This window comes from Legionella sp. PATHC032, assembly GCF_026191185.1.
Classification (GTDB): Bacteria; Pseudomonadota; Gammaproteobacteria; order Legionellales; family Legionellaceae; genus Legionella.
In genome coordinates this window covers 1,695,237-1,709,746 of sequence record NZ_JAPHOV010000001.1, presented here as the reverse complement: position 1 = coordinate 1,709,746, position 14,510 = coordinate 1,695,237, and the positions used below count along the sequence as shown (strand labels likewise).

Sequence of the window (14,510 nt, the reverse complement as noted above, 5' to 3'; positions counted from 1 at the left end):
TTATGAAAAAGAAAACATGTCGAATTGGGATAGTAGGAGCTGGAAGAATTGGTAGACTGCATGCGGAAAATATTCTGTTTCATTTGCCACAATTTGAATTAGTGGCTATAGCCGATCCTCAGATCGATAGGACTTGGGCACAGAAGTTAGGGATTGCAATCGCATCTACTCATTCAGAGGATGTGCTTTGCCACCCTGATTTAGATGCCGTTTTGATCGCCTCACCGTCTTATCTGCACCTCGAGCAAATTATCATGGCGAGTCTTCATGGTAAAGCAATTTTTTGTGAAAAACCGATTGGTTTGAATGAAGAAGAGATAGAAAAAACACTACACATAATCAAAAATAATAATACTTTATTACAACTTGGGTTCAATCGTCGATTTGACCCAAGTTTTGCCAACATTCAGAAAAGAGTACAGTTTGGTGAAATTGGTACTCCCCATATTCTTCGAATTACTTCTCGTGATCCGGCTTGTCCATCCAAAGAGTATTGCGCGACATCGGGTGGGATATTCATGGACATGTCTATTCATGATTTTGATATGGCTCGTTTTTTAATGCAATCCGAGGTTGTAGAGGTTTATGCAACAGGAGCTGTTCTAATTAATCCTGATTTTGAGCAGTTCGATGACGTAGATACAGCAATAATCCAACTACGGTTCGCTAATGGAGCATTTGGTGTTATAGATAATAGCCGTCAGGCAATCTATGGGTATGATCAAAGGGTAGAAGTATTCGGTTCAGGCGGTATGTTATTGGCTGAAAATCAGTTAGAACATACGGTATCTCTATACTCGGCTAATGCAACGGATAGCGCTAAACCTCAATATTTTTTCCTTGAGCGCTATCATCAAGCCTATCTGGCAGAACTGAATGCGTTTTATAGTGCCTGGAATGATAATCAGACAAGTCCCGTTTCAGGATTGGATGGATTGCAAGCCTTGCGCATTGCAAAAGCCGCGAAACAATCTTTAGAAGCTCGTCTCCCTGTGGTATTGAATTGAGGTTGCCATGAAACAATTTCCCGGATTTTATTTTGATGAGAACAGAGCAGTCGATTTGATTTGTATGGGACGTGTAGCGGTTGATCTCTACGCAGAGCAAATAGGATTGGATTTGAAGGATGTTGCAAGCTTTAAAAAATATTTGGGAGGGTGTGCAGGGAATATTGCTGTTGGAGCTGCCCGATTAGGCTTAAAAAGCCAGATGTTTTCCTGTGTTGGCTCAGATGAGCTGGGTAAGTTTCTTAAAGAAGAATTGGAACGTGAGGGGGTTAATATTGAGTTATTGTCTGAAACAGATAACCATTTAACTGGCCTTGTACTTTTGGGTATTAAGCCTCCATCCAATTTTCCTCTGCTTTTTTATCGAAACGATTGCGCAGATATGCAAATTAAAGCAGAACAAATTAGCTTTTCTGCTTTAAAAAATGCAAAGGCTTTATTGATAACAGGTACTGGTTTATCCACTGAGTTAATGAAAAATACCACGCTGGAAGTAGTTCATTTAGCCAGAAAAGCAGAAACGGCAATAGTTTTTGATCTCGATTATAGACCGGTTCTTTGGCGATTAACAGCGGTTGGTAATGGGGAAAGCCGTTATTGTCAGAATGAATATGTGAGTCATGTGTATCAACAAGTTTTGCCTTTATGCGATTTGATTGTCGGGACTGAAGAGGAAATATGTATTGCAGGCGGTTCGAATGATATTAAAGCCTCATTAATCAATATCAGGCAACGAACCGATGCACCAATAGTTGTTAAATTAGGAGAGAAGGGCGCCTGTGTCCATTTTGGAGCAGACAAAGGTCTATTACAAGCAAAATCTTTTCCTGTTGAAGTATTAAATGTTTTGGGAGCCGGTGATGGTTTTATGTCTGGGCTTTTAGCGGGTTTGCTGCAAGGAAAGTCATGGGAGCAAGCAGTAACCTATGCTAATGCTTGTGGTGCCTTGGTGGTGACTCGTCATGGTTGCGCTCCTGCGATTCCATACAAAGAAGAATTGGACTATTTTATTCAAGAATATGATCATGATCCTGAAATATGGAGTAGCTCCAGGATAACACAGCTGCATGAGAAGTTAAGTAAAAATCAACAGACACAGTTGCTTATTAAAAATCCATGTGGATTTGCCGATGGTTTAAATTCAATTGTAAAGATGCAAGACTCGCCTACAGAAATGAGTTTTAGTTCTCTTAAATTAAACAAGGGGCAAAGCCATCAATTTAACTCGAGTTATGAATTTGCCGCCCTCTTAATGACAGGAAAGGTTGTTTTCAAATACGGCTCTTATAACCAGGAGGTTGAGCGTACAGATTATTTTTCACAATCACCCTATGTCTTGCATTGCTCAAAAGATGAGGTCAGTTCAGTAATCGCTCTGACTGACTGTGAAATTTTATTAATGGAAACAGAAAATGAAGAATTATTTTCTCCAGTTTTATTTGATGCAGACAATATGCTTGAATTAGATAATAGGGGAGAAGGAATTCTTGAAAATACTTCGTATCGGCTTGTCAGAACGGTATTTGATAAACGAAACAGACCTGAGTCTAATTTGGTGGTTGGAGAAATTATTACGTTTCAAGGGCGATGGTCAAGTTATCCCTCACATTACCACGACCAACCTGAAATTTACCATTATAGATTTTCAGAGCCCCAAGGCTTTGCTTTTGGCGAAAATGGTAAAGAGGTCATGCGAATTGAGCACTATGATACTTACCAAATTGCCAATGGTCAGGAACATGCTCATTGCACAGCTCCGGGTTACGCGCTTTATACACTGTGGTTTATCCGGCATTTAAATAATAACGCCTATACGATACCTACCTTCACAAAAGACCATGAATGGGCAAGGACAAACAAAGCTAATTTAAGAGCATGGCAACTAAAACAGCAGTAATCCTTATCTGCAGCATGATTTGGAGAGTTCAATAAATGAAAATTAAATTAACTACGGCTCAGGCCTTATTAAGATTTTTAGCCAATCAATATGTCACACTGGACAATAAAGAATACCGTTTCATCAATGGTGTGTTTGGAATATTTGGCCATGGTAATGTAACCGGATTGGGTGAAGCATTGGAATACGATGCTCAGGGTTTAATTTATTATCAGGGACATAATGAGCAAGGAATGGCCCACGCAGCAACGGCCTATGCCAAACAAAAAAACCGGTTAGGGATCATGGCTTGTACTTCATCAATTGGTCCTGGCGCTACTAATATGATTACTGCAGCGGCGACAGCGACAACCAACAGAATTCCATTGTTATTGTTGCCAGGCGATGTATTCAGTTGCAGGCAACCCGATCCGGTTCTCCAACAACTGGAGGTTCCATATGATTACACCATATCCGTTAATGATTGCTTTAAACCAGTCAGTAAGTATTGGGACAGAATAACCAGGCCTGAACAGTTAATGACGGCGTGTATGCAGGCAATGAGAGTATTAACTGATCCAGTTGAAACAGGCGCCGTAACATTGTGTTTACCCCAAGATGTACAGTCTGAAGCTTATGAATATGAGGATTCCTTTTTTAAAAAACGCTTATGGCGTATTGAGAGAGAAAGGATTAGCGATGCCATGTTGGCAGAGGCTATTCAGCTTCTTAGAAAGGCTAAGCAACCATTAATTATTGCAGGCGGTGGTGTGCATTATTCCCTGGCTTCGGAGACTTTATCAGAGTTTGCATTAAAACATTGTATTCCTGTAGCTGAAACTCAAGCAGGCAAAAGTAGCCTGGCAGCGAAACACCCCATGAATGTTGGTGGTGTAGGAGTTACTGGATCTGAAGCGGCAAATTCTCTGGTAGCTCAGGCTGACGTTATTTTGGTTATCGGATCTCGATTACAGGATTTTACGACAGCCTCCAAATGGGCTTTTAAAAATCAGGAATGCCAAATCATTCATCTTAATGTATCGCGTCTTGATGCCATGAAAATGAATGCAATTATGCTAAAAGGAGATGCAAAAACTGGTTTGCAGCAATTGGGGGAAGGCCTTGAAGGTTATCAAACCTCTCTCTCTTACCAACAATTAATACGACATTATCAAAACGAATGGTCTCAAGAGTTGGATAAATTAACTCAGTCTTATTCTGCAGAGCAGGCGGGATTACATCAAACTACTATTTTGGGGCTACTCAATCAGTATGTGACTGAAGAAGATGTGATAATCAGTGCCGCGGGGAGTTTGCCAGGTGATTTGCATCGACTTTGGCAATCCAAAAAGGCAAAAGATTATCATTTGGAGTACGCTTATTCCTGCATGGGATATGAGGTTGCAGCTGGGCTTGGGGTACGTATTGCAAAAGAAAACCAAGAAGGAGAAGTCTACGTTTTAGTTGGCGATGGCAGTTTTGTCATGATGCATTCGGAGCTTTTAACTGCTATTCAGGAATGCAAAAAAATTACAATTCTCATTTTTGATAATCATGGGTTTCAGTGCATTAGAAATTTACAGGAGGGTAATGGTAGTATGGGCTTTGGTAATGAATTTCGTTACAGAGAGCCAACTACTAATACTTTAAATGGCGATTATCTACCCATCGATTTTTGCAAATACGCAGAAGGATTGGGAGCCACTACTTATTTTGCCAAATCCTATGAGCAATTCCGGTCAGCTTTAGACTCGGCAAAAAAACAGGAAAAAAGTACTGTTATTGTTCTGCCCATATTACCCAAGTCTATGAGTCAAGGATATAAGACCTGGTGGCGGGTGGGAGTTGCTGAGGTATCTCAATCAGAGTCAGTGAGTAAAGCTTATCAAATGATGCAAGAGCAAATTGAAACAGTTAGACAATATTAAAAAAAGGGATTGATGATGAGTATTCAACTTGGTATCGCACCAATTAATTGGTGCAATGATGACGACCCGAATTTAGGTAAAAACATTAGTTTTGAGCAATGCATTAGTGAAATGGCTTTGGCAGGCTATTCTGGCACTGAGCTGGGAAATAAATACCCGCGCGATGCAAGAACTTTAAAAGCTGCTTTGGAGCAACGAGATTTACAATTATCGAGTTCATGGTTTAGCACTTATTTTACTGAGCCTAATGCCTATGAAAAAACCATATCAAGATTTCTTGAACATTTAAGTTTTATGCGCGCATTGGGCGCATCATTTGTTAATGTTTGTGAATGTGGGCACGCTATTCAAGGCACTGATTTACCGATATTAAGCACTCATATCCCGCAATTTAATGAAGAGCAATGGAGTTTATTGATTCAAGGACTGCATACATTAGGTCGAATTGCTTACGACTTCAATATGACGATTGTTTATCATTACCATGCAGGGACTGGGGTATTTTGGGAGAAAGACATTGATTTTTTAATGACCAATACCAGTCCAAAATTGGTTTCTCTATTATTGGATACTGGCCATGCTGCTTTTTCAGGAATAGATCCGGTTAATTTGATAGATAAGTACGGTGATCGTATTTTGTATGTTCATCTGAAAGACATTCGCACCGAGGTTTTGAGACGAGTTGAAAGGGAAAAACTCAGTTTCATGGACGCTGTAAGAGCTGGGGTATTTACTGTGCCTGGTGATGGGGCAATTGATTTTATTCCTATATGGGCAGGACTTCAAAAACATCATTTTAAAGGGTGGATGATAGTGGAGGCAGAGCAGGATCCGACAAAAGCTCATCCTTTGGAGTATGCTAAAAAAGCATATGATTATTTGCATTCATTTATTCATTAAATAAGTTTACTATGTTTTTATTGTTGTTATTCTGACATTAAGTTTCAATTGACTATAATAAGGAGATTATCTATGTCATTGAAGGAGAAATTGATACAATCCACTGTTAGTGCCTTTTTAATTCTTATTGCATCGAATACTGCGATGGCTGAGGATTCGAGTACTGAGAAATGCTATGGCATAGTTAAAAAGGGCATGAATGATTGTTCAACGGCGACCTCTGATTGCGCCGGCTCTTCTACTAAAGATAACCAAAAGGATGCTTTTATTTTATTGCCTAAAGGGATTTGTGACAAAATTGTTGGCGGTTCATTGGATAAAGCTAAATCATAATTTAATCTATTTTAGGAATTGAAAATGAAAAGGAATTACAGACATTTTATTTTTGCAATATTGGCTGTTTTTGTATTTTCTACTGATATTTATGCAGAACCACAAACCTTGACTTTAGATAATCAACATACTTATGTGTTATGGAAGGTAAAGCATTTGGGCTTTTCAACTCAAGCTGGAAAATGGTATGCCAATGGCCAGCTTGTCCTTGATAAGGATAAGCCGCAGCAGAGCAAAGTGAATGTGACTATCAAGATCGATGACATCGTTACAGGTATACCTGAGCTCGATAAGCATTTGAAAGGTAAATTGTTCTTTGATACCAAACAGTTTCCTACAGCAACCTTTGTTAGTGATAAGGTGGAGATAACAGGCAAAAATAAAGCAAAAGTATATGGAATGCTTACTTTACATGGCGTTACAAAGCCTGTCATATTGGACGTAGTATTCAATAAAGCAGGAATTAATTTATTAAATGACAGAGAAACAGTTGGGTTTAGCGCTACCACTTCATTAAAACGCTCTGATTATGGAATAAAAGCTTTAATACCAGAAGTAGGGGATGATGTCGAAATAGAAATAGAAGCAGAAGCTTATCTCGATAAAAAATATGGATAATTTATGCAGATAAGGAATACTTCAACCAAATTTGGCCTGGTTACGATTTTTTTCCATTGGATTATGGCTGTTTTAATTATTGGACTATTGGGGGTTGGTTTGTATATGGTGAGAATCCCTATTAGTCTTGAGAAATTAAAATTATATGGCTGGCATAAGGAGTATGGATTTCTCGTGTTGTTCTTAGCTTTTTTTAGATTGATTTGGCGTTTGACTAATCAATTACCGGAATTGGCTATTCCCCTGTTAGAGAAAATTGCAGCTCGCAGTATGCATTGGGCATTTTATTTTTTCATGTTTGCTATGCCCATCAGTGGATGGCTAATCACCTCAGCCGCCGGATTACCCGCTTCTTTTTTTGGATTATTTGTATTGCCTAACCTTGTGTCTCCAGATGAAAGTAACAGAATTTTATTTCAATGGATTCATGAATGGTTGGGATATGCTTTAATTGCAGCCATAATCCTGCATACTGCAGCGGCATTAAAACATCATTTTATTAACAAGGATGATATATTACGGAGAATGTTATAGTGAATATCTATTTTAAATTCCCCTTTTGGGTATTGATATTTTTTATGTGCACATTTATTCACGCCAATAATCTACCGCAATGGGAAATTATACCAGCACAAAGTGAGATTACTTTTACTGGCACTCAAAATGGTGCTCCGGTTACAGGACGATTTAAGACATTTACTGGTCAAATTTTCGCAGACCCATCTAACTACAAAGCAGGATCAATTCATATTACTATTGATATGAATTCGATTGCAGCGCCTTTTGAGGACATCGTGACAACGTTAGCCTCCCCTGACTGGTTTAATGTCAAATCATTTCCTAACGCAGAATTTAAAGCAACGAAATTTAATCAATTGGATGATAAAACTTATGAGGCAGAAGGGATTCTAACTGTTCGAGATAAATCAGCCCCAGTGACTCTAAAATTTGTTGTGGAGCAAGTTTCCAGTGATCAAGTTTTAGTTGAAGGAAGTTCAACAATCAAACGCAGTACGTTTGGGGTAGGTCAAGGTGAATGGGCGAGTACTGATGAAATACAAGATGAAGTAATCGTTCGTTTTAAAATAACCGCAGCACGAAAAAAATAATTTCAAGGCTAACAGGTAATTACTAATACGTAGAGGTATGTTAAATAATTTTAATTATTTCAAACTTTAAGGAACTAACTGGCATCATGCATTGGCCAGGTTTTTTCACAAAAATATAGAGTTTTGTCCATAGGATAAGTACAATTAGTATTTTTATCGCTGATGCAAAATAGAGACATGTCATAGAAGGTAATGGATATATTTTCACTTTAGTAAAAGGATTTATTCGTGTATTTATGTTTTCCTGTTCAATCCATATTGTTGTTTTTACTTTTCAGTTTTACTCCTTTATTTGTTTTAGCAGCTGAAAAAACACCGCTAAACCTTTTTCTAAGACCCAATACGTATTTAGGTTTTTCAGTGATTAGAGACACAGCCTATTACAATTTTAAAAGGAATGAAACCAGTCAAGAGCTCAATTTTACTGACTTTGACCATTTTGACTGGAATGGAACGGGAGTTGGGGGAGAAATTTATTTAGGCTATGAAAAGTTTTTCCTGACACATTATTATCTTGGTTTAGAGGGCTTTTTTAATCGTAGTTCCAACGAAGGAAAAATCTACTTTTTTGATGCTAATGAACTTTATTCAAGAATATTAAAGGGTTCATTCAAACAAAAATGGCAGACCGGTCTGGCTATACACCCTGGTTATTATTTGCCTTCTGTGGGAGTCGTATATGGACGGGTAGGCTGGATTATCAGTGATATTAATCTAGGCGGAAGTATCACTCAGAGTGGCCCTGTAGGCTCATTTAGTGGACGATTTTCAAATACCCAAAAAAAGAATGGAGTCCAATTAGGTACAGGCTTGGAGTTGGAGTTAACCAAAAATTGGCGTTGCCGTGTAGAGTGGGATTGGAATCGTTTGCAAGATTTTATCTTTAATACACAGGGCAAGGATTCTAACAATCATAGGTATCAAACGACCAGAATCGCTAAACATCCAATTTTGGAACAATTCAAATTGGGTTTGAATTGGCGTTTTTCCTGATGCAACCCTACGCTAATCTTAATAAATTTCTAAAAAACAAGCTAAACTTCAATTATGCTTTAAATTAGATTAACTCAAACATGGCTTTCACCAATATTTCATCAGAGGGTGCAAAGACAGCAGATGAAAATTAAAATGAGGAGTACCAGAGGACAATGCGTTTCTACAATAGATGAAGCGATATTATCAGGCATTGCAGCAGATGGAGGGTTGTTTGTGCCTGACAGGTTTCCGGATTTAACAATAAAAAAATTTTATGAATACGGCAATTTAATCGACTTTTCTGTTAATTTACTCTCACCTTTTTTTTCTGATAGTAAAATTGATGTAAATAATGCTTTTTTTCAAAAATTCCTTACATTCTCCTTTCCGTTACATCATCTATTTAAGAAAAATTATGTATTGGAGTTATTTCATGGTCCAACCCTGTCATGTAAAGATTTAGGAGCTCAATTTTTCAGTGAATGTTTATTGCGCCTAATACAAGATAAGAATGCCAAAGTTCTGGCCACAACATCAGGTGATACTGGCGCTGCAATAGCTTATGCTTTGCGTGGAAAAAAGGAGCTGAAGGGAATAATTTTATTTCCCAAAGATAAAATCAGTTTCAGGCAACAAATGCAGATTACTTGCTGGGGGGAGAATATTCGCGCATTGGCCGTTAATGGCAGCTTTGATCAATGTCAACAGCTGGCTAAGCTGGCATTTGCCAAAAGCGAATACAAAGGAATATTGACCACAGCCAATAGCATGAATATAGCCAGATTATTGCCACAAGTTATTTTCTATGCTTTTACCAGCATTCAATTGGCATTAAGACATAATTATTCTGTCAATTTTATAGTTCCAAGTGGAAACCTGGGTAATGTTACAGCGTGCCATTGGGCAAAAATGCTGGGTTTTCCGATAGATCAAATTTTAATAGCTAACAATATCAATAGTGCACTGAGTGAATTTTTATTAACTGGAGTTTTTCAATCCAAATCGGTTATTAAAACTTTGGCAACAGCGATGGATGTAGGTGACCCAAGTAATTTGGAGCGTTTATTCATTTTATTTAATAGTTATTCTGAATGTAAAAAGCAGATGAATGCGGAGTCTGTTAGTGATGAGCAAATTAAGCAAGCTATCATGCATTGTTACAATGAATATCATTATATAATTTGCCCTCATACCGCAACAGCTTATCATCGACTAAGCTCAATTAATCAGGACAAACCTTGTGTTATTGTGGCACCAGCACACCCAGCCAAATTTGCGGAGGTATTAGAACCTCTCTTGAAAAAAGAAATTCCTGTCCCGAAACAACTTAAAATTCTTTTAGACAGAAAACAACATTATTCAATCATAGAGCCAAACTATCAATCTTTATATTATTTCTTAGTTGAATGAAGGCCAATACAGAAGAAAAATGTTGTGTTGGCGATAGCATCGCAGCGTCTTCGATTGGGTCAAATTCATGAGCCTAATTAGCATAATGATAGAATATAGAGCGTACACTTTTTACTTCTCAAATTAAGACAATTTTTTAAATTTACAATATCAAATATAAGATTCCATTAATATTTATTGTATATAATATGCGCAGAAAATATTAATAGGATTGAACTCATGGCTAAAATTTATAATGCACCAAAACCTAGATATAGTGGTTGGGAATGGTTTAAATTTATTGCAATTCGAACTGTTTTTCCCCCTGTTTTACTGTGGGATTTAATAAAAATCGGTGCAAATAAACTGCTTGGTGAATGGGTTAGTAGTTTAGTTCTACCGGCACAAAATGAAAATTTTGATGATTTAGCTGTTAGTGATGATACTGTAAGTAATTATAATGAAGACGGTCTGATTTGTGAGAAACATGAGGTCATTACTCACGATGGAGCACGTTTAGATACATTCGAAGTAAGACATAGGTCACAAGAAAGTATTGATCCTAAATACCAAAAGTACATTATCAATTTGGTAGGCAATGGTATGTGTTATGAACATATCATTGATGATATAAAAGAAGATGCGAAGGCACTTAAAGCCAATGTTGTTGGTTTCAACCTTCGTGGTGTTGGTCAAAGTACAGGCAAAGCTAAATCAAGTGAGGATTTAGTTGCAGATGGTATTGCTCAAGTACAAAGATTATTAGATCAAGGTGTTTCACCACAAAATATTACCTTGAAAGGTCATTCTCTTGGTGCAGGTGTAGCTTCCTTAGTAGCACAACATTTCCACCAACTAGGACAACCTATTAATCTATTTAATAGCCGTTCTTTCTCCACCATTACTAATTTCCTGGTAGGTCATATGCGTCTAGAGCGTGATGAAATTGGTCAAGCAATAGGTCATAAAGACAGCATTGGAGGGACAATACTTGGATGGTTGGCTAAGCCCTTCATTAAATTAGGTGTTGCTTTAGCTAAATGGGAAATTGATGCAGGCAGTGCATTCAAGAGTATTCCAGAAGCATATAAAGAATATATAGTGGTTAGGTCAAGAAAAGAGATAAGGGGCGAGCGTATCGATGATGCTGTGATTCCACATTATGCATCTATCCATAAAGAACTTACTTCCGAGCGACGCAAGAAAAAGGCGGAGATTGATGAAGAAATTGTAAATTTAGATGATATCATTCGAAAAGCTGATCCTCTTGCGAAACCAGGGTTGGCTAATGCAAGAGAGGCTTTAGTTCAAGCCAGGGAAAAAATCAAAAGCGATAGAAAAATGGAGACTGATATACAATATGCTAATGGTCATAATTCAGATTGGAATTCATTGCATAATCGATCAGGTAAGAGCGCACAGACTTTCTTTAGAGAGTTTGTTCAAAGAACAGCGGCGGATCATGCTGTAAAAAGTATACCAGAAATTAATTAAAAACCATTTAATGATCCTCGTTGAACAGACGGGGATCTTTTTATTTCTGAAAAATTTCAGCTACGATTCTAAACTAATAGCACCAGACTGTACTTATTCCACTCAAAATTTATTCGCTGGATTGCGGGAAAAATCATATATAACAAATTTATTCTATACTTTTAAGACACTATAAATCTCTGGTTTTTCAAAATAATAAGGATGATTGTCATGAAGGGGGCATGTATAGGGCTAATTATTTGTCTTATCATCAATCTTGACGGATGGGCCGCGAAGCGCTTACCAGAGCTTGATGATCTTTATCGTATACAAGATATCAGCGAGCCAGACTTGTCACCTGATGGAAAATGGGTTGCCTATACAGTATCCCAATTAAATGCTAAAGATAACATTTCTACGACTGAGGTATGGAAAGTATCAGTGGCTAGTAAATCCAGTCAACGGATTACATTTGCAGAGGATTCATCAAGCTCGTTACCAAAATGGAGCCCTAATGGTAAATGGTTAGCTTATTTATCCGATAGCGGAAAAGAGGGTACGACACAAATTTGGATAGCATCTGCCCAGGATGATAAAGAACATCAAGTAACTCATATTGATGGCGAAGTGAGCGATTTTACATGGTCCCCAGATTCTAAAAGAATTGCATTTATAGCCCAGAAAAATGATCCATCTAATGAAGAAGATCAGCCTATAGTTGTAGATAGATATCAATTTAAGGTTGATGGAAGTGGTTATCTTGGCAAGGGGAGAGAGCATTTATATCTGGTTGAACTTAAGAACAAGGTTATCTCTCAACTGACTAATGGAGATCATGATGAATATTTACCAGCCTGGTCACCGGATGGAAAATATATAGCCTTTGTCACAAAGCGCGGGAAAGATTCTGATAGACATTTTAATTATGATATTTACTTGATAGAACCCAAATCTGGATCCAGGGAGTGGCAATTAACTCGTTTCCCGGGTAGTGATATGAATCCGGATTATGAATCAAATCTTTCATGGAGTCCGGATAGTTCAAAAATAGCTTATCTTCGCAGTAATGAGCATCAATGGATTTATTATTCACCCAATCAATTGGTAGTTGTTGATATCAATAATAAAAATGAGCAAATCATTGCGCCCAAGGATAATTGGTATTACAAACCAAAATGGTCTCAAGATGGCAAATTTATTTATGCATTAATAGAAGAAAGCAGAAACACCTATTTGAACCAGATCGATAGTCATTCCGGACAGGTAAAACAATTGACTAGTGGCTTGCGCTATGACATGGATTATTCGCTAGCTAAAGGAAAGATTGTATTGTTAACAACTGATGATACACATCCTGCTGAATTATTTATTTTGAATTCTGGATTAATCCCTTTAACTCAACACAATAAAAAGCTTTTGGATGAAGTTCAATTTCAATCCGCAGAAGACATAGAGTCTACCAGTTTTGATGGGACAAGAGTGGATGGATTATTCATGAAGCCAGCTGGATACCAACCAGGTATTTTATTCCCTGGTTTTGTCTATCTGCATGGGGGGCCAGTGTATCAATTTAGTCATGAATTTAACTTTGATATGCAGTGGCTGGCAGCTAATAATTATGCTGTTATTGCTCCTAATCCAAGAGGCAGTTCAGGGAGAGGTTTTAATTATGCCAAAGCAATCTTTGCGGATTGGGGTAATTTGGATGTAAAAGATATTTTGGCTTCTGTTGATTATGTAACAGGGAAGGGTATGGTTGATCCAAATCGTTTGGCTATAGGAGGGTGGAGCTATGGAGGAATATTAACCAATTATGTCATAGCCACAGATAATCGTTTCAAGGCTGCTATATCTGGTGCTGGAGCAGCAAATATTTTATCTGGTTATGGTGTCGATCAGTACACTCCAGAATACGAGTTGGAATTAGGAAAACCATGGACCAATCCTGAATTATATTTAAAATTAAGTTATCCTTTTCTTAAAGCGAATAATATAAAAACACCTACATTATTTTTGTGTAGTGGGTTGGATTTTAATGTTCCCTGTGTTGGCTCAGAACAATTATACCAAGCTTTGAAATCGTTAGATGTGCCAACACAGTTAGTTATTTATCCCAATGAATATCATACTTTGGAGAAGCCAAGCTTTATCATAGACAGATTAAAAAGATACACCAACTGGTTAAATACTTATGTTAAATAGAAATCCTGCTTTGTCTGTCAAAACAAGATAGTAATAAGTCCAATAATTAAAAAAGCGCATGCGGCTACAGCATGAATTACTTTCATAGGAATTTTATGGGAAAATAAATTTCCAAAATAAACAGCTGGTAAATCAGCGAGCAACATCCCAAGAGTTGAGCCTGTTATGACCAGGATTGGAGAGCCATAATGCGCCGTCAAAGCAATGGTTGCAATTTGCGTTTTATCTCCAGTTTCTGATAAGAAGAAAGTGATAAATGTTGCTCCGAAAACACCAAGGTATTTGGATATTTTTTTCTCATCTTGTTCAATTTCATCTGGTATCAGAGTCCATATGGCCATAAGGATAAACGATATGCCAAGTATCCAACGCAATACATTCGGTTTTAATAAAGTGGTAATCCAGATCCCGATCAGTCCAGCTAAAGAATGATTTATCAAAGTAGCAGCCAATATCCCCAGAATAATTGGCAATGGCTTTTTAAACTGTGCTGCCAGAAGAAATGCGAGTAATTGTGTTTTATCGCCAATTTCTGCAAGAGTAATAACACCAACTGATACAATTAAAGCTTCCATTAGAAAATAGGCAAGGAGTCAAAACTAATCATTATACCCGCTTTTTGTTATGAAATTATTAATTTAAATAAAAATTCATTGCTAGGTATATACTTAAAATATTATGTATTGGGAAGCAATTTGGG

13 protein-coding genes are annotated in these 14,510 nt (G+C 37.5%); 12 read left to right on the top strand and 1 reads right to left on the bottom strand.

Annotated elements, in window-relative coordinates; all coding sequences use genetic code 11:
* Positions 1 to 2: 2 nt before the first annotated feature.
* The 12 genes from iolG to OQJ02_RS07725 all read left to right on the top strand — a co-directional run bounded on the left by iolG (position 3) and on the right by OQJ02_RS07725 (position 13,810).
* Positions 3 to 1,007, top strand: coding sequence for an inositol 2-dehydrogenase (gene iolG / locus OQJ02_RS07780; protein WP_265718642.1), 1,005 nt, complete (start codon positions 3 to 5; stop codon positions 1,005 to 1,007).
* Between the two features lie 7 nt (positions 1,008 to 1,014).
* Entirely contained in the window at positions 1,015 to 2,904 is a 1,890-nt protein-coding gene (gene iolC / locus OQJ02_RS07775; RefSeq protein WP_265718641.1) for a 5-dehydro-2-deoxygluconokinase, read from the top strand.
* A 35-nt stretch (positions 2,905 to 2,939) separates the two neighbouring features.
* Positions 2,940 to 4,811 (top strand): 3D-(3,5/4)-trihydroxycyclohexane-1,2-dione acylhydrolase (decyclizing), encoded by a 1,872-nt coding sequence (iolD, locus tag OQJ02_RS07770; RefSeq protein WP_265718640.1) that lies wholly within the window; start codon positions 2,940 to 2,942, stop codon positions 4,809 to 4,811.
* Between the two features lie 15 nt (positions 4,812 to 4,826).
* Positions 4,827 to 5,711 carry a myo-inosose-2 dehydratase gene (gene iolE, locus OQJ02_RS07765; RefSeq protein WP_265718639.1) on the top strand — a complete coding sequence of 295 codons (885 nt, stop codon included), beginning with the start codon at positions 4,827 to 4,829 and terminating at the stop codon, positions 5,709 to 5,711.
* Between the two features lie 72 nt (positions 5,712 to 5,783).
* Positions 5,784 to 6,044 (top strand): DUF2282 domain-containing protein, encoded by a 261-nt coding sequence (locus OQJ02_RS07760; RefSeq protein ID WP_265718638.1) that lies wholly within the window; start codon positions 5,784 to 5,786, stop codon positions 6,042 to 6,044.
* Positions 6,045 to 6,068: 24 nt separating this feature from the next.
* The gene (locus OQJ02_RS07755) at positions 6,069 to 6,662 is read left to right on the top strand and encodes a YceI family protein (RefSeq protein WP_265718637.1); all 594 of its coding nucleotides are present in this window, start codon (positions 6,069 to 6,071) and stop codon (positions 6,660 to 6,662) included.
* A gap of 3 nt (positions 6,663 to 6,665) precedes the next feature.
* Positions 6,666 to 7,196, top strand: coding sequence for a cytochrome b (locus OQJ02_RS07750; protein ID WP_028379050.1), 531 nt, complete (start codon positions 6,666 to 6,668; stop codon positions 7,194 to 7,196).
* Between the two features lie 44 nt (positions 7,197 to 7,240).
* Positions 7,241 to 7,771, top strand: coding sequence for a YceI family protein (locus OQJ02_RS07745; RefSeq protein ID WP_265718636.1), 531 nt, complete (start codon positions 7,241 to 7,243; stop codon positions 7,769 to 7,771).
* A gap of 228 nt (positions 7,772 to 7,999) precedes the next feature.
* Entirely contained in the window at positions 8,000 to 8,764 is a 765-nt protein-coding gene (locus OQJ02_RS07740) for an outer membrane protein (RefSeq protein ID WP_265718635.1), read from the top strand.
* Between the two features lie 123 nt (positions 8,765 to 8,887).
* Positions 8,888 to 10,156, top strand: coding sequence for a threonine synthase (thrC, locus tag OQJ02_RS07735; protein ID WP_265718634.1), 1,269 nt, complete (start codon positions 8,888 to 8,890; stop codon positions 10,154 to 10,156).
* A 219-nt stretch (positions 10,157 to 10,375) separates the two neighbouring features.
* Entirely contained in the window at positions 10,376 to 11,629 is a 1,254-nt protein-coding gene (sidB, locus tag OQJ02_RS07730) for a Dot/Icm T4SS effector SidB (RefSeq protein WP_265718633.1), read from the top strand.
* Positions 11,630 to 11,839: 210 nt separating this feature from the next.
* Positions 11,840 to 13,810 (top strand): S9 family peptidase, encoded by a 1,971-nt coding sequence (locus tag OQJ02_RS07725; protein WP_265718632.1) that lies wholly within the window; start codon positions 11,840 to 11,842, stop codon positions 13,808 to 13,810.
* A 17-nt stretch (positions 13,811 to 13,827) separates the two neighbouring features.
* On the opposite strand, the gene OQJ02_RS07720 is transcribed toward OQJ02_RS07725, so the two are convergent.
* Positions 13,828 to 14,385, bottom strand: a complete 558-nt coding sequence (locus OQJ02_RS07720) for a TMEM165/GDT1 family protein (RefSeq protein WP_265718631.1) — start codon at positions 14,383 to 14,385, stop codon at positions 13,828 to 13,830.
* Positions 14,386 to 14,510 lie beyond the last annotated feature (125 nt).

Excerpts from the sequence above, each read along its gene's own strand:
- OQJ02_RS07750 (WP_028379050.1), top strand. The coding sequence starts at position 6,666 with ATGCAGATAAGGAATACTTCAACCAAATTTGGCCTGGTTACGATTTTT.
- OQJ02_RS07720 (WP_265718631.1), bottom strand. The coding sequence starts at position 14,385 with ATGGAAGCTTTAATTGTATCAGTTGGTGTTATTACTCTTGCAGAAATT.
- iolG (WP_265718642.1), top strand. The coding sequence starts at position 3 with ATGAAAAAGAAAACATGTCGAATTGGGATAGTAGGAGCTGGAAGAATT.
- OQJ02_RS07755 (WP_265718637.1), top strand. The coding sequence starts at position 6,069 with ATGAAAAGGAATTACAGACATTTTATTTTTGCAATATTGGCTGTTTTT.
- iolE (WP_265718639.1), top strand. The coding sequence starts at position 4,827 with ATGAGTATTCAACTTGGTATCGCACCAATTAATTGGTGCAATGATGAC.
- iolC (WP_265718641.1), top strand. The coding sequence starts at position 1,015 with ATGAAACAATTTCCCGGATTTTATTTTGATGAGAACAGAGCAGTCGAT.
- sidB (WP_265718633.1), top strand. The coding sequence starts at position 10,376 with ATGGCTAAAATTTATAATGCACCAAAACCTAGATATAGTGGTTGGGAA.
- OQJ02_RS07725 (WP_265718632.1), top strand. The coding sequence starts at position 11,840 with ATGAAGGGGGCATGTATAGGGCTAATTATTTGTCTTATCATCAATCTT.
- OQJ02_RS07745 (WP_265718636.1), top strand. The coding sequence starts at position 7,241 with ATGTGCACATTTATTCACGCCAATAATCTACCGCAATGGGAAATTATA.
- iolD (WP_265718640.1), top strand. The coding sequence starts at position 2,940 with ATGAAAATTAAATTAACTACGGCTCAGGCCTTATTAAGATTTTTAGCC.
- OQJ02_RS07760 (WP_265718638.1), top strand. The coding sequence starts at position 5,784 with ATGTCATTGAAGGAGAAATTGATACAATCCACTGTTAGTGCCTTTTTA.
- thrC (WP_265718634.1), top strand. The coding sequence starts at position 8,888 with ATGAAAATTAAAATGAGGAGTACCAGAGGACAATGCGTTTCTACAATA.